General features: G+C 51.3%; 20 protein-coding genes and 1 tRNA gene. 15 read left to right on the top strand and 6 right to left on the bottom strand.

The features are described from left to right. The first annotated feature begins 13 nt into the window (after window positions 1-13). Window positions 14-826, top strand: a complete 813-nt coding sequence (gene xthA, locus CDH47_RS14435; protein ID WP_100640611.1) for an exodeoxyribonuclease III — start codon at window positions 14-16, stop codon at window positions 824-826. An 18-nt stretch (window positions 827-844) separates the two neighbouring features. Then, window positions 845-1,477 carry a TetR/AcrR family transcriptional regulator gene (locus tag CDH47_RS14430; protein ID WP_100640609.1) on the top strand — a complete coding sequence of 211 codons (633 nt, stop codon included), beginning with the start codon at window positions 845-847 and terminating at the stop codon, window positions 1,475-1,477. A gap of 7 nt (window positions 1,478-1,484) precedes the next feature. Here CDH47_RS14430 and CDH47_RS14425 read toward each other — a convergent pair whose 3' ends face one another. Then, complete coding sequence (locus CDH47_RS14425; protein ID WP_100640607.1) at window positions 1,485-1,901, bottom strand: phasin family protein; 417 nt, start codon at window positions 1,899-1,901, stop codon at window positions 1,485-1,487. Window positions 1,902-2,297: 396 nt separating this feature from the next. On the opposite strand from CDH47_RS14425, the gene CDH47_RS14420 reads away from it, so the two are divergent. The 4 genes from CDH47_RS14420 (at window position 2,298) to hemH (ending at window position 4,882) form a co-directional block, all read left to right on the top strand. Then, entirely contained in the window at window positions 2,298-2,735 is a 438-nt protein-coding gene (locus CDH47_RS14420) for a YeeE/YedE family protein (protein ID WP_100640605.1), read from the top strand. Window positions 2,736-2,739: 4 nt separating this feature from the next. Further along, complete coding sequence (locus CDH47_RS14415; protein WP_100640603.1) at window positions 2,740-3,210, top strand: DUF6691 family protein; 471 nt, start codon at window positions 2,740-2,742, stop codon at window positions 3,208-3,210. 88 nt (window positions 3,211-3,298) lie between these two features. Beyond that, window positions 3,299-3,727, top strand: coding sequence for a protein tyrosine phosphatase family protein (locus tag CDH47_RS14410; protein WP_100640737.1), 429 nt, complete (start codon window positions 3,299-3,301; stop codon window positions 3,725-3,727). A gap of 45 nt (window positions 3,728-3,772) precedes the next feature. After that, window positions 3,773-4,882, top strand: a complete 1,110-nt coding sequence (hemH, locus tag CDH47_RS14405) for a ferrochelatase (protein WP_100640602.1) — start codon at window positions 3,773-3,775, stop codon at window positions 4,880-4,882. Between the two features lie 46 nt (window positions 4,883-4,928). Here the strand turns inward: hemH and CDH47_RS14400 are convergent, their stop codons facing one another. Together CDH47_RS14400 and CDH47_RS14395 are read right to left on the bottom strand one after the other, a co-directional pair. Then, window positions 4,929-5,177: a hypothetical protein gene (locus tag CDH47_RS14400; RefSeq protein ID WP_100640600.1), complete on the bottom strand. Its 249-nt coding sequence runs from the start codon at window positions 5,175-5,177 to the stop codon at window positions 4,929-4,931. 195 nt (window positions 5,178-5,372) lie between these two features. After that, window positions 5,373-5,463: transfer RNA gene (locus CDH47_RS14395), tRNA-Ser, on the bottom strand. A 257-nt stretch (window positions 5,464-5,720) separates the two neighbouring features. On the opposite strand from CDH47_RS14395, the gene CDH47_RS14390 reads away from it, so the two are divergent. The 5 genes from CDH47_RS14390 to CDH47_RS14370 all read left to right on the top strand — a co-directional run bounded on the left by CDH47_RS14390 (window position 5,721) and on the right by CDH47_RS14370 (window position 7,949). Then, the gene (locus CDH47_RS14390) at window positions 5,721-6,437 is read left to right on the top strand and encodes a Bax inhibitor-1/YccA family protein (RefSeq protein ID WP_100640598.1); all 717 of its coding nucleotides are present in this window, start codon (window positions 5,721-5,723) and stop codon (window positions 6,435-6,437) included. 103 nt (window positions 6,438-6,540) lie between these two features. Next, a complete protein-coding gene (gene tusD, locus CDH47_RS14385; RefSeq protein WP_100640597.1) occupies window positions 6,541-6,957 on the top strand; it encodes a sulfurtransferase complex subunit TusD in 417 nt (138 codons plus the stop codon). Window positions 6,958-6,959: 2 nt separating this feature from the next. Further along, entirely contained in the window at window positions 6,960-7,316 is a 357-nt protein-coding gene (locus tag CDH47_RS14380; RefSeq protein ID WP_100640596.1) for a DsrE family protein, read from the top strand. 18 nt (window positions 7,317-7,334) lie between these two features. Continuing rightward, window positions 7,335-7,619, top strand: coding sequence for a sulfurtransferase complex subunit TusB (tusB, locus tag CDH47_RS14375; protein WP_100640595.1), 285 nt, complete (start codon window positions 7,335-7,337; stop codon window positions 7,617-7,619). Between the two features lie 3 nt (window positions 7,620-7,622). Beyond that, the gene (locus CDH47_RS14370) at window positions 7,623-7,949 is read left to right on the top strand and encodes a TusE/DsrC/DsvC family sulfur relay protein (RefSeq protein ID WP_100640594.1); all 327 of its coding nucleotides are present in this window, start codon (window positions 7,623-7,625) and stop codon (window positions 7,947-7,949) included. 28 nt (window positions 7,950-7,977) lie between these two features. Here the strand turns inward: CDH47_RS14370 and CDH47_RS14365 are convergent, their stop codons facing one another. The 3 genes from CDH47_RS14365 to nfuA form a co-directional block, all read right to left on the bottom strand. Next, the gene (locus CDH47_RS14365; protein ID WP_100640593.1) at window positions 7,978-8,370 is read right to left on the bottom strand and encodes a hypothetical protein; all 393 of its coding nucleotides are present in this window, start codon (window positions 8,368-8,370) and stop codon (window positions 7,978-7,980) included. 36 nt (window positions 8,371-8,406) lie between these two features. Further along, on the bottom strand, window positions 8,407-9,606 hold the full coding sequence (locus tag CDH47_RS14360; protein WP_193601663.1) for a DUF445 domain-containing protein: 1,200 nt from the start codon (window positions 9,604-9,606) through the stop codon (window positions 8,407-8,409). Between the two features lie 317 nt (window positions 9,607-9,923). After that, complete coding sequence (nfuA, locus tag CDH47_RS14355; protein WP_100640592.1) at window positions 9,924-10,511, bottom strand: Fe-S biogenesis protein NfuA; 588 nt, start codon at window positions 10,509-10,511, stop codon at window positions 9,924-9,926. Between the two features lie 242 nt (window positions 10,512-10,753). On the opposite strand from nfuA, the gene metH reads away from it, so the two are divergent. From metH to CDH47_RS14335, 4 genes are all read left to right on the top strand, one after another. Then, a complete protein-coding gene (gene metH, locus CDH47_RS14350) occupies window positions 10,754-14,452 on the top strand; it encodes a methionine synthase (RefSeq protein ID WP_100640591.1) in 3,699 nt (1,232 codons plus the stop codon). 33 nt (window positions 14,453-14,485) lie between these two features. Then, on the top strand, window positions 14,486-14,722 hold the full coding sequence (locus tag CDH47_RS14345) for a DUF2970 domain-containing protein (protein ID WP_100640590.1): 237 nt from the start codon (window positions 14,486-14,488) through the stop codon (window positions 14,720-14,722). Window positions 14,723-15,084: 362 nt separating this feature from the next. After that, window positions 15,085-16,737 (top strand): nitrite/sulfite reductase, encoded by a 1,653-nt coding sequence (locus CDH47_RS14340; RefSeq protein ID WP_100640589.1) that lies wholly within the window; start codon window positions 15,085-15,087, stop codon window positions 16,735-16,737. Further along, window positions 16,730-17,236: a DUF934 domain-containing protein gene (locus CDH47_RS14335; RefSeq protein ID WP_100640588.1), complete on the top strand. Its 507-nt coding sequence runs from the start codon at window positions 16,730-16,732 to the stop codon at window positions 17,234-17,236. The genes CDH47_RS14340 and CDH47_RS14335 overlap by 8 nt, the downstream gene beginning before the upstream one ends. Window positions 17,237-17,337 lie beyond the last annotated feature (101 nt).

Raw genomic sequence — 17,337 nt, 5'->3', positions numbered from 1 at the left:
GAGTTTTTTTGCCATGATGTTTGTGTCTTTCAACGTGAATAGTATTCGTACCCGCCTGCACCAGCTGGAAGCCCTGGTCGAAAGCCATAACCCGGATTTTATCGGCCTTCAGGAAACCAAGGTAAGAGATGAAGAGTTCCCGGTAGAGGCCATTCGCGAACTGGGTTATCACGTGCATTTCCACGGCCAGAAAACCCACTACGGTGTAGCCTTGCTTTCCCGCATGGAGCCTGACCAGGTTGAGAAAGGTTACCCGGGGGATGACGAAGACGCCCAGCGTCGAATGATTACCGGCCAGTTCACCATCAACGGAAAAAAACTCACCGTTCTCAACGGATATTTCCCCCAGGGAGAAAGCCGCTCCCACCCGATCAAGTTTCCAGCCAAAGAAAAGTTTTACGCCGACTTGATGGCGTATCTGGACGAGCTTAACGACCGGGATGGCCACGTGGTAATTATGGGGGACATGAATATCTCCCCCACCGACAAAGACATCGGCATTGGCCCGGATAACGCCAAACGATGGCTACGCACGGGCAAATGCTCGTTCCTGCCGGAAGAGCGGGAATGGCTGGCACAGGTTGAGGCCCGCGGCTATACCGACGTGTTTCGCCACCTGCATCCGGATGAAGCACAAACGTTCAGTTGGTTTGATTACCGCAGCAAAGGGTTTGAGCGGGAGCCTAAAAGAGGGCTGCGCATCGACCTGATCATGGCCAGTGATGGTCTGTTAACGAAAGCAAAGGAAGCTGGCGTATCTTACGATTTCCGTGGGATGGAACGGCCATCTGATCACTGCCCGGTTTGGGCAACCTTTGACCTCTGAATTCTGACCGGGCCTGATATGCCAAAAATAAAAACCCGAGACCGGATACTCAATGCCAGCCTGTCGTTATTCAACAGCTTGGGCGAGCCCAATGTAACCACCTTGCTGATCTCGGATGAGCTGGATATCAGCCCCGGCAACTTGTACTACCACTTCAAGAGCAAGGGCGATATCGTCGAGGAGCTGTTTACAGGATTTGAAGCCGAAATGCTGGATTTGCTCAGTGTTCCGGAAGACGTGGATATCAGCCTGGATCAACAGAGTTTCTTCCTGCATATGCTGTTTGAAGCGGTGGCGCGGTACCGGTTTCTGTACCAGGACCTGGTCAACGTGTTATCCCGTCATGAACGTTTGCAGTTGCGCTTCAAGCGGATTCTGAAGAAGAAAACCGGGGCTTTTCGCAGCATCTGCGAAAGCTTGCGCAATCAGAGCATGATGAGCATTGAAGAAGATGATCTGGATTCACTGTGCGAACAGCTCACTCTGACTGCCTGTTACTGGAGTGCGTATGACACGCTCTCGCACCTGGACGACCGGGAGTCAGTGGACCCCGGTCGGGGCGTTTATCAGATGATGCACCTGATGCTGCCCTATTTCGCGCCTGGCGTGCAGGAGCATGCGAAACTGATTAGCCAGGATTACCTGATGTAATGCGCCCTTATTCCTCTTCGTCTGAGGGGTGACCGTCCCGCAACAGTGAGAGCTCCGCTTCGAGCGCTTCAATTCTATGCTCCAAGGCTGTGATATCTTCCCTGCGATGAATACCCAACCTGCGCAATGCCCCGGAGACACGCTCATCAAAAAGATGCTCAAGCCTGTCCCAAGTGCCTGTTGCCCGCTCCCGAACGCCCTCAACCCGATCTTCTACAGAGCGAATTTGTTTCTCAACCGCGCCACGAGTTTTATTCTCCAGCTGCTCACCTTCTTGAACCAGGCGGTCAAAAAAACGACCGGTATCTTCCTCCGCCTTGGTATAGGCTCCAAGGCCAGCTAGCCAGATCTGCCTGGCAGAGTCCTTTATTTTCGCAGCCAGCTGCGGATCGTTTTCCGGCTTCTTGTCATTTTCATCAGACATGTAACAACCTCAGGGAAGAGAAAGGGCGCTAATTCATCATTGTATTACAGCTGACAGACAATTTCAGTCGGCCTGAAAGCCGCATTGCAGCTAGCCGCAGTATAAGGGTGGGGTTTATATGCAAAAATGTTCCCATAGGGAGTCGCCGCAAGCTTGAACTGTTCGAAAAACAGTCAATACTTGATTAAACCGGAGTCCCTGCTGACACCGGTTTATATGGAAGCCTTTCATGGATACTACTCGCACGCCTCTGCCCGGCATTCCCGCCGGGCTTTTTTTTGGGTATTATACCCCATGATTATAAGCTTATTCCAAGGCGCTGATTTTGAAGCCTGCTTAGTTTTCAAGAGTAAATAGAATATTCTATCTGATGTCTCGAATTGGAGGATTTACTGAATGATCGAAATTGCCTGGAGTAACTTTACTCCCTGGTCAGCTCTTATCGGTGGCGTACTCGTGGGCCTCGCAGCTGCGAGTTTTCTTTTGCTGAATGGCAGGATTGCCGGTATCAGTGGCATTCTGGGCGGTTTACTGACCCCGTCTGCAGGCGACATAAACTGGCGCATTGCCTTTATCGCTGGACTGATTGGTGCACCGATTGTCTGGATGCTGGTTGCAAGTTTGCCACCCATCAATATTCAGGCAGGTTACCCAGCTCTTGTCTTGGCAGGTCTCCTCGTTGGGGTTGGCACCCGATATGGTTCTGGTTGCACGAGTGGCCATGGGGTATGTGGTTTGTCACGCCTCTCGCCTCGCTCATTGGTAGCGACTCTCAGTTTTATGTTTGCCGGCTTCACCACTGTTTACATTATCCGCCACGTGCTGGGAGTTTAATCCAATGAAATCTGCTCTCGCATCCTTGTTTTCTGGCCTGCTATTTGGCTTCGGGCTTCTTATCTCAGGGTTGGCAAACCCTGAAAAAGTATTAGGCTTCCTTGATATTGCCGGCCCTTGGGACCCATCACTGGCTCTCGTTATGGGCGGCGCTATTATCGTTGGGCTTTTTGCTTTTGCTGTCGCACGTAAAAGAACCTTGTCCTTCCTTGGCTTCAGTATGAAGTTGCAAGGGCAATCCGGCATCGACAAGCGCCTGATTATCGGAGGCTTGTTGTTTGGTGTTGGTTGGGGGATTTCCGGGATCTGTCCAGGCCCAGCCCTCGTAGGTATAGGCGCAGGGGAGATGAAATCCGTCGTGTTTGCAGCCTCTATGATTGCCGGAATGGCACTATTTGAGCTAGTGGAACGTGCCCGTGCAGGTTCGTCCACGCAGAAATCGACAGGCGGTTGGAGCACCACCGCACAAGAGTAATCCGGACAGGGTTGCTATTCTGACAGGCGCCATCACCTGTGAGATGATGGCGTCGTTTGCTTTACTGAATCCGGAGATGAACCGCCCCATGGATATTCGAAAAATTGATGACAACATTTCTGTAGCGCCCCAGATCACTTACGCTGATGTGGCAAATATCGCCAGGTTTGGGTTCAAAACTCTGGTTGCTAACCGGCCAGATCAGGAAGAATTCGGGCAGCCAGCCATGGCCGATATTGAAGCAGCGGCCCTGGAAAACGGGGTGAACTGGATATACATGCCCGTAGCATCGGGAAACATCACAGACGCAGACGTTGATAGTTTCAACACTATGATCCAAGATGCCGAAAAGCCCGTATTGGCCTTTTGCAGAAGCGGAACCCGGTGCACAGTATTGTGGGCACTAAGTGCTGCTCGCTACACTCCTGCTGAGGAGATTTTTACCAAGGCGCGCGCCGCCGGATACGATATTAGCGGTCTTGCCCCGCGTATTGCTCACCAGTCCGGGAATCGGTAATTACTGCTCAACTTTCAACGATCAACGCTCAGGATCCACCTCCCCATGCAATACAAAGGTACAGAGAACTTTCGGCATAATCAGCCGGAACGGATTGGTGTGCTGATAACCAACCTTGGTACCCCGGATGCCCCAACCCCTTCAGCATTAAGACGTTATCTCGGGGAGTTTCTTGCAGACCCCAGGGTCGTTGAAGTACCTCGTCCTCTGTGGTGGCTAATTCTTCACGGTATCATATTACGCATTCGCCCCAAACGCAGTGCAGCAGCCTACGCAGGTGTATGGCAGCCTGAAGGCTCCCCTTTGCTAATTCACACGGCAAAGCAGGCTGAAGGCATTCAGGAGGTCCTTAAAAAGAAATATGGCACTGACATAGTGGTAGGGTTTGCCATGCGTTACGGCAACCCATCTGTACCAAGAGTACTTGATGAAATGGCACACCAAGGCGTAAGAAAGCTTCTGGTATTGCCCCTTTACCCTCAGTATTCTGCTTCCACATCAGCATCCACCTTCGATGCGATTGCCAAGGATTTCACAAAGCGTCGGTGGCTACCTGATTTTCGTTTCATTTCGCACTACCCGGATTATCCACCCTATATCGAAGCTATGGCACGCCACATAGAAAATCACTGGGAAAACCACGGGCGAAACCAGAAGTTGATACTCTCCTATCATGGAGTGCCTCTGAAATACCTGACCAAAGGTGACCCTTACCATTGCGAGTGCCACAAAACCTCAAGGCTGCTTGCTGAAAGGCTTGGACTGGGAAAAGAGGACTACATGACCACCTTCCAGTCTCGCTTCGGCAGAGAAGAGTGGCTAAAACCCTATACAGACGAAACACTCAAGGGGCTGCCCGGTCAAGGTGTCAAGTCAATCGATGTGTTTTGCCCGGGGTTCTCATCTGACTGCCTTGAAACCATTGAAGAGATAGACGAAGAAAACCGCGGGTACTTTATGGAGGCTGGTGGAGACAGCTTCAGTTACATCAGTGCACTGAATGCGACGCCTGGTCACATCGAAGCATTGGTGCAACTTATTGAAGAAAACCTGCAAGGTTGGCAGTTACCAGATAATCAGCCGGAAACATTGGCTGCTCGCCAGAAGCATGCAGACGAACAGAAAGAGGCTATCTATCCCGGCAGGGATCTCTGAGCTAAAGGCTCAGTAGCGCTGATCAAAACCGCTGCTGAGCCAAACTTCATAAATCTGAAAGGCCTCCCTGCGCCCCCTGCTTTTCCTCTTTGCCTTTCTGCTCCTGATCTGAATCAGAGAGATCTGGCATGGCTTCACAGAAAGTACATTCATCAATATCCACGCCGGCACCGCCTGCCTCAACATAACGCACGCGATGGCTGGCACTGCCCCGGTTTGTGGATACGGCAAATTTACGATCGCGGCGCTCCACCCCACCCATATCTTTTTCTGTATCTGACTTATCGCCTGACATACCAAACTCCTGAAAACTGCGCATTAAATGCAAAGTTGGGTTATGAGAGATAAGATGGGGGTACTTTCTTCAGGTTTAAAGCCTGGAAGCCATAATTAGAGTACGCAGGGGGATTGTGGTTGAAAAAAGCCACAAGATTTCGACTGGCACAGGAAGCAGCGCGACAGGATAAGCACTTGAATCTATTGGAAAAAATGGCGGTGGGCCAGGGATTCGAACCCCGGGAGGGCTACTAACCCTCGGCGGTTTTCAAGACCGCTGCATTCGGCCACTCTGCCAGCCCACCGTTTTTCCATTGCTGCCTAGCGACAGCGGTGTGCATGATACCGGAATTGTCAGTGCTGTCAACGCCCTGCACAAAACTCCATGCACATTTGAACATTAACTGTGTTTAATGGAATCTGAGGGCGACTTTCGTGTCGTAAATGATTGAAAGTTGAGATTTCGACATTATGATGGTGTGTAATTCCAAGTGATTGGCGCTCACCAGGCTTTCCGCCTGAAGCGCGTAACCAATCAAATTGCATTTAACCGGAGATCAGAATGCAAAACAGACAATACAATGTTCAGCAGAACCGCAACGGCATGATTGCCCGTGGATCCGCTACCGCACCGATGAGTGCTTCAGCCACCAAGGTTTTGCGCAACACCTACACCCTGCTCGCAATGACGCTGGTTTTCAGTGCGGTCATGGCAAGTGTATCCATGTCTATTGGCCTGAGCCAAGGCGCTAGCCTTGTTTGCAGCCTGGGTGCGCTTGCACTGATCTGGTTTGTACTGCCACGTACCGCCAACAGCTCTGCCGGCATCGCCGTTGTGTTCGCTTTCACGGGCCTCCTGGGCCTATCCCTTGGCCCTATTCTGTTCTATTACCTGCAATTCCCTAATGGTGGCCAAATCATCATGCAGGCTCTGGGCGGTACAGGCTTGGTATTCTTTGCCCTGTCCGGCTATGTGCTCACCACCAAGAAGGACTTCAGCTTCATGCGCGGCATGCTGGTTGCAGGCTTGGTCGTTGTTCTGATTGCCGCGCTGGGTTCAATGGTTGCAGCCATGTTCGGCGTTGAAATATCAGCCTTCAGCCTGGCCCTGAGCGCAGCAATTGTCTTCCTGATGTCAGGCTTCATCCTTTACGACACTAGCCGTATCGTTAACGGTGGGGAAACCAACTACATCATGGCGACCACTGGGCTGTACCTGAACATTTACAATTTGTTCGTTAGCCTCCTGCACCTGATTGGCGCTTTCTCCAGCGACTAAGATCCGGACTCATTTCCGAAATTCCTGGTTAATAAAACCCCGGCCCTTTGCCGGGGTTTTTGCTATTGGTAAACTAGGTCAACTCCAAGCAAGAACTGTCTTCATGGCTGCTATCCCAGTGCAAAACTACACTCTGGTTATCACCGGAGCCCCCTACTCCTCTCAAGCCCCACAAACGGCTCTACTGTTCGCTGAGGCGGCTATTACAGCCGGCCATACGGTGGATAGAGTGTTCCTCTATGGTGATGGGGTTCACCTTGCCTCGGCACTCGTCACACCTCCTTCCGATGAATCTCACTGGCCAGCGTTGTGGGCGAAATTCCTGACTGACAATGCCATACCCGGGATCGCCTGTATTGCGTCGGCACTGAGGCGGGGATTGGTGAACGAGTCGGAACAGAAAAGATACGCGCTGCCAGCAAGTAACCTGCTGGACCCATTCACTATTGCCGGCCTCGGTGAATGGGTTGAGGGAACTATGACCTCGTCACGAGTTATTTATTTCCACGGAGGAGGCTAGCCGTGAGCAAAAGCACTCTCATTGTCATTGACCAGCCACCCTACGGAGCCTGGGCCGGACGCGAAGCCCTCGATATGGCCTTTTCTTTGGCTGCATTTGACCAGCGGGTATCCCTATTGTTTATGGGGGCTGGCGTGAACTGGTTACGAAAATCGCAGGAAACGAGCGAAATTGAACAAAAATCCGTGGAAAAAAACCTTTCCGCGGCACCTGTTTTTGGTGTTGAAAAGCTATATGCAGATGCAGCGGCATGCGATCAGTATTCACTTTTTCCGGAAAGTATGATCGCAGGTGTCGTCATTACCGAAAGCAGCTCTGAATTAATTCGCCAACACTCACACACCGCTTTTGCAGGCTGACACACAGGGCCGCCCCATATGACGCACATTCATGTCCTTCATATTCTAAACAAAGCACCCTCGCATCCACGATCAGTGGAATGCCTCAGTGCCCTGATGCCGGGAGACACACTGCTTCTCATTGAGAATGCCGTGCTGGCTGTAGCTAGCTTAAACGAATACAGGGCTGGCATACCGGTTTTTGCGCTGGCACCAGACGTAATCGCACGCGGCCTTGGCGAGTGCTCTGAAAACACAACTCTGGTGGATTTCGCCGCCATGGTTGATCTGACAGCACAAGCGCAACAAATAATAAGCTGGTGACCTATGACACACCCTGTAATGCCCGCCAGAAACAATGAAGGCTTTCTCGAAAATGCCAGCGATTGGTCACATGAAATTGCATCATGCATTGCCGCGGATGACAATATTGAGCTTAACAAAAAGCACTGGGAAATCATTGAGTTCCTGCGTACTTTTTATAAAGAGCATGAGATGTCGCCACCTTCAAACCGACTGTTCGTGAAGTCGGTGAAAGAGGCTCTGGGCGAAGAACGGGGCAACAGCATTTATCTTATGCAACTCTTCCCTGGCACCCCTGCGAAAACAGCGTGTCGGATAGCCGGCCTGCCACGACCAACAAACTGCCTGTAGTTTTCGGAGCCTATGATGCCTGCCCCGCTTAGTTATCGGACGTCGACCCTGTTGACTCGTCATCAGCTTTCCCGGCTGATGGGCGCCCCTGCTGCTTACGACGCTCAAGGTCTGCAGCGCCACCAAGTAAGCTGCTCAAACCATTCTCGAAAATGCCCGAGCCGAATTTAAGGAACTGACGGGTAGATTCTCTAACCGTTCCATCCCAGGCGTTCTCTGGTAGCTCACGAATTGTATCTGTAATGCCCAGTTTTACGCCCCGGGCCACGCGCGGCTCAATTTCCTCGGATACAGCAATAAGCTCTGAAACTTTTCGGTCCAGGTACGGCCGAATCACATAGACCCAGAAGCCAAGCACAACCGTCAAAACAGCTAGAGCAGTAACGATAAACTGTGCGACAAGCATTGCCCAGAACGGCATAACGTCCTCCTGTTTATATTTACATGCGTTTTCGGGCTAAAAAATCGGGTACGTCAAAGCGAGAAATTGTGCGGCCCCCGCAATCAGGCCGAATAGGCCGCCCACAAACATTAACTGCACTTCTTCCTCTCGGAATGCTGGTCGAAGTATGTCCTGAAACTCAACCGGTTGGAGGGCCTTCATTTGACCGGCCAACACACTGGCGACCACTGGTGCCCGCTCCTTGTTAAAAGCAGGATCACTGAAAACATCGCGGGTTGCGTGAAGCGCCTGTTGATTCATCGCTTTCTTCAATTCAGTATAGCCACTCATTCCTACAGCTACCTGAGCACTGAGTTTCATCAGCAATGAGTTATCCAACAAGGGCCTCATGTGCTTCTGTATGATAGCTCGGGTTCGGTGGCCCCGGTTGCCATTTATCATCGCATCCGCAACCTTTTCTACCGTAATCAATTCGTTCGCAACCAGCGTTGCCCAAACCTCACTGATCTCCGGCTGGCGCTGCAAAAACAACCCCTGAATATTCCAGAATAAAAACTGGCGAGGCTTCAGGGGCGCAAAAATAAGATTAATTGCAAGCCAATTGGTAACAAAGCCAATCACGAACCCGCCAGCAGGCAACAGCCAAGGCTCAGGATAAGCTGACCAGACCGGAGCTAGCCCCAGGCCCAGAACCCCACCGATGATAGCGCCCCGATTGATAACAGACCTCAGCTCAACCGACCCGGCCTGCTGAAATATTCGATTCATAAGGTCGGGGTGCTGTGCCAGCTCACGGCTCAACAGAGCTTTCAGATCCACCAGCTCATCGAGATCCTCGCCAAAATCCTCAACCAGGTCTTCAATGCAATCCGGTAGCTGCTCACGAGCCCACTGATACACACGTTTGCGCAAAAACAGAGGCAAGTTATCCCAGAGCACCGGCTGTATTTCATACATCACTTCATCGATGTATTCATCAAGGCGTGGTGTTACCTGTGAAATGACCTGCTCAACAATGCGCTGGGGCTCAAGTTTCTGATAAACAGCATTCAGGTCGCCAAACTGCCGAAGAGTTCTGTCGATACAGATATGCGCCATTTTTTCCGCTTTACGAGGAATAACACCCTGCCAACCAACACTGCCAATGCCGATGAACTGAACCGGGTAAAAAGACATCTGTATAGCAAGCCAGTTAGTAAACCAACCTACCACAGCGGCCATGATGGGCACGGAAACAAGCGCAGCGTCAAACAAACGGAACCCCGGTATTTTCAAAGTCTGGCAATCAGCCTGCAAACTTAATCATTGATGGTCAGGCGTGTTAGCAGTCATCGCCTCAGCTTAGTGGAGCAAATCATGCGGGAGCAGGAATTATGAGGCATTGGCCGAACAGCCATAGATTGCTAGCAAGTAGTGCACTGCCAGCCTGGATGCATTCCAGCTAGCGGGAGGGCGCGGTGTTAAAGCAAGCACATTAAACTACCCGGGCTTCCTGCATATGTTTCAGCAGGTGCCCGGGGAATAACGCATGAATGCTTCCGCTAAATAAACCCCCTAATGGGGCCGAATCATCACTGATAGTATGCGTTTTCGGTTTTCGTGTGATCTGTTACATCTCGAACCCCTGTAATTTCAGGGACCCTGTCTTTGAGAGTGGTTTCAACCCCCTGCTTCAGGGTAAGGCTGACCGCAGAACACCCCTGACAGCCGCCACCAAAGCGCAGCACAGCAATCGACTCATCTACAATCTCAACCAATGAAACGTCACCACCATGTGCCGCAAGGTTCGGGTTGATTTCCGAGGCCAGCACGTAATTTACCCTGTCCGGTAAAGGTGCGTTCTCATCAACATTCGGAACCTTGGCGTTTGGCGCCTTGATCGTCAGCTGCCCTCCCATTTGGTCCTTGGAGTAGTCTACAAAAGCTTCTTCAAGGAATGGAACAGAGTTGTGATCCAGGTAAAGAGTGAATTTTTCGAGATCAACCTGTTCATCTGTCGGCACAATCTCATTAGGTGGGCAGTATGCCAGGCAGGTTTCAGCATTCTTAGTGCCCGGCTGGGTTACAAAGATACGCACACCCATGCCTTCTACATCCTGCTTTTCGATAAGTTGTGCAAGATAATCCCGTGCGGGATCTGTCACAGTAACCAATGCCATGTTTTCAACCCGTTAGTAAGTTCAGATTCATTTTAAGGCAGTTCGGTGCAACATGAAAGACCAACCAATTTAGTTGGTCTTTCCCAGCGTAGTGACTTTCCCTTATCATAGGCGGCTTACACGAACTTGACGCAAGTAAAAAAATAGCGGGTGTGGAACTAAGACTCGCCACAGCATTTTTGCTATGATCCCGCGCCATTGAACCAAACACGCAGTTAAAGACGACATCCGGAATACTGACTATGACCGAACGCAACGCTCGCCTGGAACAACTTCACAAAGCTCTTGAAGAGCGCATTGTGATTCTCGACGGCGGTATGGGAACCATGATCCAGAACCTGAAACTGGACGAAGCAGCGTTCCGGGGCGATCGGTTTGCAGACTATGACCGTGAAGTTAAAGGCAACAACGACCTGCTTAATATCACCCAGCCTGCTCTTCTGCGAAACATTCACGCAGATTACCTGGATGCTGGTGCCGACATTATCGAAACCAACACATTCAACTCCACTCGGGTATCCCAGTCAGACTACGGCTTGGAAGAGTACTCCAAAGAGTTGAACGTCGCTGCTGCCAAACTGGCACGGCAAGTGGCAGATGAGTATACCGCCAAAGATCCCTCCAAACCGAGGTTTGTTGCAGGCGCCGTTGGGCCAACCTCAAGAACAGCCTCTTTGTCGCCTGATGTGAACAACCCGGGATTCCGTAACACCGATTTCCAGAGCCTGGTAGACAACTACTACGAATCCGTTGAAGGCTTGGTTGAAGGTGGTTGCGATATCATCCTTATTGAAACCATTTTCGACACGCTGAACGCTAAGGCAGCTATTTACGCAACTCAGCAGTATTTCGAAGACAGCGGTATTGAGCTGCCGATTATGATTTCGGGCACTATAACCGACGCTTCCGGCCGTACACTCTCAGGCCAGACAACCGAAGCCTTCTGGAACTCGATTGCCCATTCCCGCCCGATTTCTGTGGGTCTTAACTGTGCCCTGGGTGCAGACGCCTTGCGTCCGTATGTTGAAGAACTCTCAGGCAAGGCTGAAACCTACGTTAGCGCCCACCCTAATGCTGGCCTGCCTAACGAATTCGGAGAGTACGACCAAACTCCCGAAGAAATGGCCGAAATCATTGAGGGCTTTGCTCGCGATGGCTTCCTGAACATTATTGGCGGCTGCTGTGGTTCACGCCCGGATCACATCGAAGCGGTAGCAAAAGCCGTAGCCAAGTACCCTCCCCGCATGATTCCTGAGCGCCCAAAAGCACTTCGCCTTTCGGGTCTGGAACCTTTCACGGGTGACGAAAACACCCTCTTTATTAACGTGGGTGAGCGCACCAACGTAACGGGCTCCAAGCGCTTTTTGCGCCTGATCAAAGAAGAGCAGTACGAAGAAGCCCTGAGCGTTGCCCGGGACCAAGTTGAGAACGGCGCTCAAATTATCGACATCAACATGGATGAAGGCATGTTGGATTCCAAGGAGGTTATGGTCACCTTCTTGAACCTCATCGCCTCCGAGCCTGACATTTCACGCGTTCCCATCATGCTTGACTCGTCCAAGTGGGACGTTATTGAAGCCGGGCTACGCTGCATTCAGGGCAAGGCCGTTGTTAACTCTATTAGCCTTAAAGAAGGCGAAGAAGCGTTCATTCACCACGCAAAAATTTGCATGCGCTATGGCGCTGCGGTTGTGGTTATGGCCTTCGACGAACAAGGGCAGGCAGATACCTTTGAGCGTAAAACCGAGATCTGTAAACGGTCTTACGATGTCCTGGTCAGCATTGGCTTCAATCCGGCCGATATTATTTTTGACCCGAACGTATTTGCGATCGCCACAGGTATTGAAGAGCACAATAACTACGCTGTGGACTACATCAATGCCTGCCGCTGGATTCGCGAAAACCTGCCACATGCGTCTATCTCGGGTGGTGTGAGTAACGTTTCTTTCTCTTTCCGTGGCAACGATGTGGTGCGTGAAGCAATCCACTCCGTGTTTCTTTACCACGCGATCAAAGCCGGCATGAACATGGGTATCGTAAACCCAGGCCAGCTGGTTATTTATGATGAAATTGAGCCTGAACTGAAAGAGCTGGTTGAAGATGTTGTGCTCAACCGTCGCGATGATGCCACGGATCGCTTGCTGGAAATTGCAGAGCGTTTCAAGGGCAAAGGCGGAAAAACCCAGGAAGAAGATCTCGCTTGGCGCGAATGGCCGGTAATCAAGCGGCTAGAGCACTCGCTGGTAAAGGGCATTACCAACTTCATTATCGAAGATACAGAAGAGTGTCGCCAGCAGGCCGAGCGCCCGATTCACGTTATCGAAGGGCCATTGATGGATGGCATGAACGTTGTTGGCGACCTGTTCGGCGACGGAAAAATGTTTCTGCCCCAGGTGGTCAAAAGCGCCCGGGTTATGAAGCAGGCAGTTGCGCACCTGATTCCCTTTATTGAAGCAGAGAAGTCTGACGACCAGCAGGCCAAGGGTAAAATCCTCATGGCTACTGTAAAAGGCGATGTGCACGACATCGGCAAGAACATCGTAGGCGTGGTACTGCAGTGCAACAACTACGAAGTGATTGACCTTGGAGTTATGGTGCCCAGCGATAAGATCCTGGCCGCTGCCAAAGAACACAACGTCGACATCATCGGCCTGAGCGGCCTGATTACTCCGTCTCTGGACGAGATGGTTCACGTTGCCAGAGAAATGCAGCGCCTTGATTTTCACCTGCCCCTGATGATTGGCGGTGCTACCACATCGAAAGCGCATACTGCTGTAAAAATTGAGCCCCATTACAAAAACGACATTGCTCTGTATGTATCCGATGCGTCTCGCTGCGTAAACGTTGCCTCCCAATTGCTCAGCAGCACCTCCAAGCCAAAGCTTGTCAGTGATGCACGCGAGGAATACGACAAGATCCGGGAACGTCGAAAGCAGCGCGGTGACCGCACCAAGCTGGTCAGCCTTAAAGAAGCCCGCGAACGAGCTCCTGAAATCACTTTCGAAAACTACGTACCACCCAAACCAACCTTTACAGGCACGCGAGTGTTTGAAGAGTACGATCTCAAAGAACTTGAGCCCTATATTGACTGGACGCCCTTCTTTATCTCATGGGATATTGCCGGAAAGTATCCACAAGTATTCGATGACCCAAAACGTGGGGAAGCGGCTAAAAACCTGTTTGATGACGCTCAGATAATACTTCGCAAAATGGTTGATGAAAAGCGTGTAAGTGCTTCTGGTGTAATTGGTTTCTGGCCAGCACATCGTCGTGGTGATGACATCGTGGTGTACAAGGACGAAAGCCGCTCTGAAGAACTGACCACGTTGCACCACTTGCGCCAGCAGGACGAAAAGGCGCCAAACAAGTCGATGATGGCGCTTTCAGACTTTGTGGCAGAAGAAGGCTCAGAGCATTGTGACTACATTGGTGGTTTTGCCGTAACAACCGGCATTGGCGCAGAAGAAATGTCATTGGAGTACAAGAACGCCAACGATGATTACAACGCGATCATGGTGAAAGCACTGGCTGACCGCTTGGCTGAAGCCTTTGCTGAACGCATGCATGAACGCGTTCGTAAGGAATTCTGGGCTTATAACAGCAATGAGCAATTGGATAATGAAGATCTGATCAAGGAGCGTTATCACGGCATTCGCCCGGCTCCCGGGTACCCGGCCTGCCCTGATCACACGGAAAAAACGTCTCTGTTCAATCTTCTCGATGCCACCGCGCAAACAGGCATTGAGCTGACAGAGAGCTTTGCCATGTTCCCAACAGCCGCCGTTTCGGGCTGGTACTTCTCACACCCGGAATCGAAATTTTTCTCTGTGGGCAAAATTGGCGTAGATCAGGTTGAAGACTATGCTGAGCGTAAAGGGCTGACCAAAGCGGAAGCAGAACGTTGGCTGGCACCAAGCCTGGCTTACGATCCTGCAGAGTAAGGGCGCTGCTAACACGCACACAGGATGGGTTTTATGGCCGTTAAGCCAAACACCGGGAACAGTAAAAACAAAAAACCCCAGGGACCCGGGGTTTTTAAAGTCATACAGAGCGTGGCTGCTGGCGCTCTGGGCGTCCAGTCCAGCAAGCGCCGAGAGGAAGATTTCGGGAGCCACAGCCCTTGGCCCTATATCATTGGAGCCTTACTGTTCACTGGCCTTTTTATCGGCACACTGGTTATGGTTGTGAAGCTGGTCCTGTCTGGTCACTAGCATTACTGCCCTGACACCCAGATCACAGCGAATGCTACAACAAGTGCAATAATTACCACCGCAGCTACCGCGTCGGCATTGCTGTCTGACCGCGTTTGGTTCTTCATCACCTATTCCTTTTGCAGAGTCTGCCAAGTTGGCATTAAGCGAAACGGGCACCTACCTGCGTTTCTGCCTATCAGTAAAGCAGTAATTTGACATTCGTCCAGCCCCCACCCGCGGCCTTATCGCCTTAATCGATAAACATATCTTGAAATAATCGTTTCTAGTATAAGAGGCGGCTGTTATCCTTCGTTTCAGCTATAAGGCACCCGCTTTCGGGGCCATGCAATTACGATATTATTACCCAGGATCTTTCTACTATGTACGTATACGATGAGCACGATCGGCAAATGGCCGCCGAACGGGTTGCACAATTCCGGGACCAGACTGAGCGCGCGCTGGCCGGGGAACTGGCTGAAGATGAATTCCTGCCCCTCCGCCTTCAGAACGGGCTTTACGTACAGCGACTTGCGCCCATGTTACGCATTTGTGTGCCTTACGGTATGCTGCGCTCTGTTCAACTACGTCGTTTGGCGCGCATCACACGGGATTACGACAAGGGCTATGCACACTTCACAACTCGCCAAAACGTGCAACTGAACTGGCCTGAACTGAAAGATGTGCCAGACATTCTTGCCGAACTGGCAGAAGTGGAAATGCACTCCAACCAGACCAGCGGTAACTGCATACGAAACACCACAACGGACCAGTTTTCAGGCGTACAGTCCGATGAGATCACAGACCCCCGCCCTTACTGCGAGATTATTCGCCAGTGGTCTACGTTTCATCCGGAGTTCGCGTATCTGCCCCGGAAGTTCAAGGTTGCCGTAAACGCCTCTGAAAAAACCGACAGGGCCGCCATACAAGTGCACGATATAGGCCTTCAGATCGTGCGCAACGACGCAGGCGAGTTGGGCTTTCGGGTACACGTGGGTGGTGGTCTCGGACGAACGCCCATGGTTGCCCCGGTTATTCGTGAATTTCTACCGGAACTGGATCTGCTGACCTATCTCGAATCGGTTCTCAGGGTGTATAACCGCTATGGCCGCCGCGATAACAAGTTCAAAGCTCGTATAAAGATCCTGGTGAAGGCTTTGACTCCTGAAGGTTTTGCAGAGAAGGTCGAGGCCGAATGGGCTCACATCAAGGACTCCCCTAGTAAGCTCACACCTGAAGCTATCAACCGCATCAAGACCTATTTTACTGAGCCTGCCTATCTCGCACTGAATAATGCGACGGAACTACTCGCCCAACAAAGATTCGAAAACCGTGAGTTTGATCAGTGGCTGAAGTACAACGTGGATACTCACAAAAAACCGGGGTATGCCATTGTTTCGCTCACCATGAAGAAGACGGGAACCCCGCCAGGCGATGTTACTGACAAACAACTTGAACAAATTGCAGACCTAGCCGACGAATTCAGTTTTGGCGAAGTGCGGGTAACCCATGAGCAAAATGTGGTTCTGGCTGATGTGCGGCAAGACCGGTTGCTTGAGCTTTGGGGGCAATTGGGCCCAATGGGTTTTGCCACTGCAAACCTGAATATGCTCACAGATATCATCTGCTGCCCTGGTGGTGATTTTTGTGCACTGGCGAATGCCAAGTCTATTCCTGTTGCAGATGCCATTCAGCGTCGGTTCGACAATCTGGATTTTCTATACGACCTTGGCGAAATCGATTTGAACATTTCAGGCTGCATGAATGCCTGCGGTCATCACCACGTTGGCAACATCGGCGTGCTAGGTGTGGATAAAAAAGGTCAGGAGTTCTACCAAGTGAGTCTTGGTGGTGCATCACAGCACGATGCGACAATCGGCAAAATTCTGGGACCGTCTTTCGCTCGGGATGATATGCCGGAGGTGATCGCCAAGATTATTGATGTGTACGTTAACAAGCGCACGGAGGAGGAGTCGTTTATTGATACTTATCGCCGTGTTGGAATTGATCCATTCAAGGAGCGGGTTTATGCCTGACATTATTTTTCGGGATGGCAGCATCCGTCAGAACCAGTGGACTGTGGTTTCCCGCCCTGAGGGCGGCGAAGCTCTGGATATTCCTGAGCAAAAGCGTGTGTTGATTCCTGCGGATCTTTGGCTTGAGAGTCGTGAGCAGTTTGCGGGCGATGAGAATGTGGGCGTATGGCTGGATAGCCATGATGAGCCTGAGATTCTGGCGGATCACGTGAATGAGCTGCCTTTGATTGCAGTGAACTTTCCGAAGTTCAGTGATGGCCGAGGCTATAGTATTGCCCGCCTTTTGAGGGAGCGGTACGGGTATAAAAATGAGTTGCGAGCTATTGGTGATGTGCTGCTCGATCAGCTTCAGTTTATGAAGCGATGTGGTTTTGATACCTATGAACTGAGACCTGACAAAGATATTCGTAAAGCGACCCGCGCCTTGAACTTTTTTAGTCAGGGGTATCAGGCGGCTACGGATACTGACCAGCCCCTGTTTCGGCGTCGGGCATCTTAATCTGAAACATCGGAATCCACAGTCAGGGGCGGAAGTCCTGTCAAAACACGCTGTTAATACGTCCATGTACGCTCGGCTCCGCCATCCATGGCTCCGCACGG

The sequence above is a fragment of the Marinobacter salexigens genome, assembly GCF_002806945.1.
In the GTDB taxonomy this organism is placed as follows: domain Bacteria; phylum Pseudomonadota; class Gammaproteobacteria; order Pseudomonadales; family Oleiphilaceae; genus Marinobacter; species Marinobacter salexigens.
This window is presented reverse-complemented; position numbering and strand designations above follow the sequence as displayed.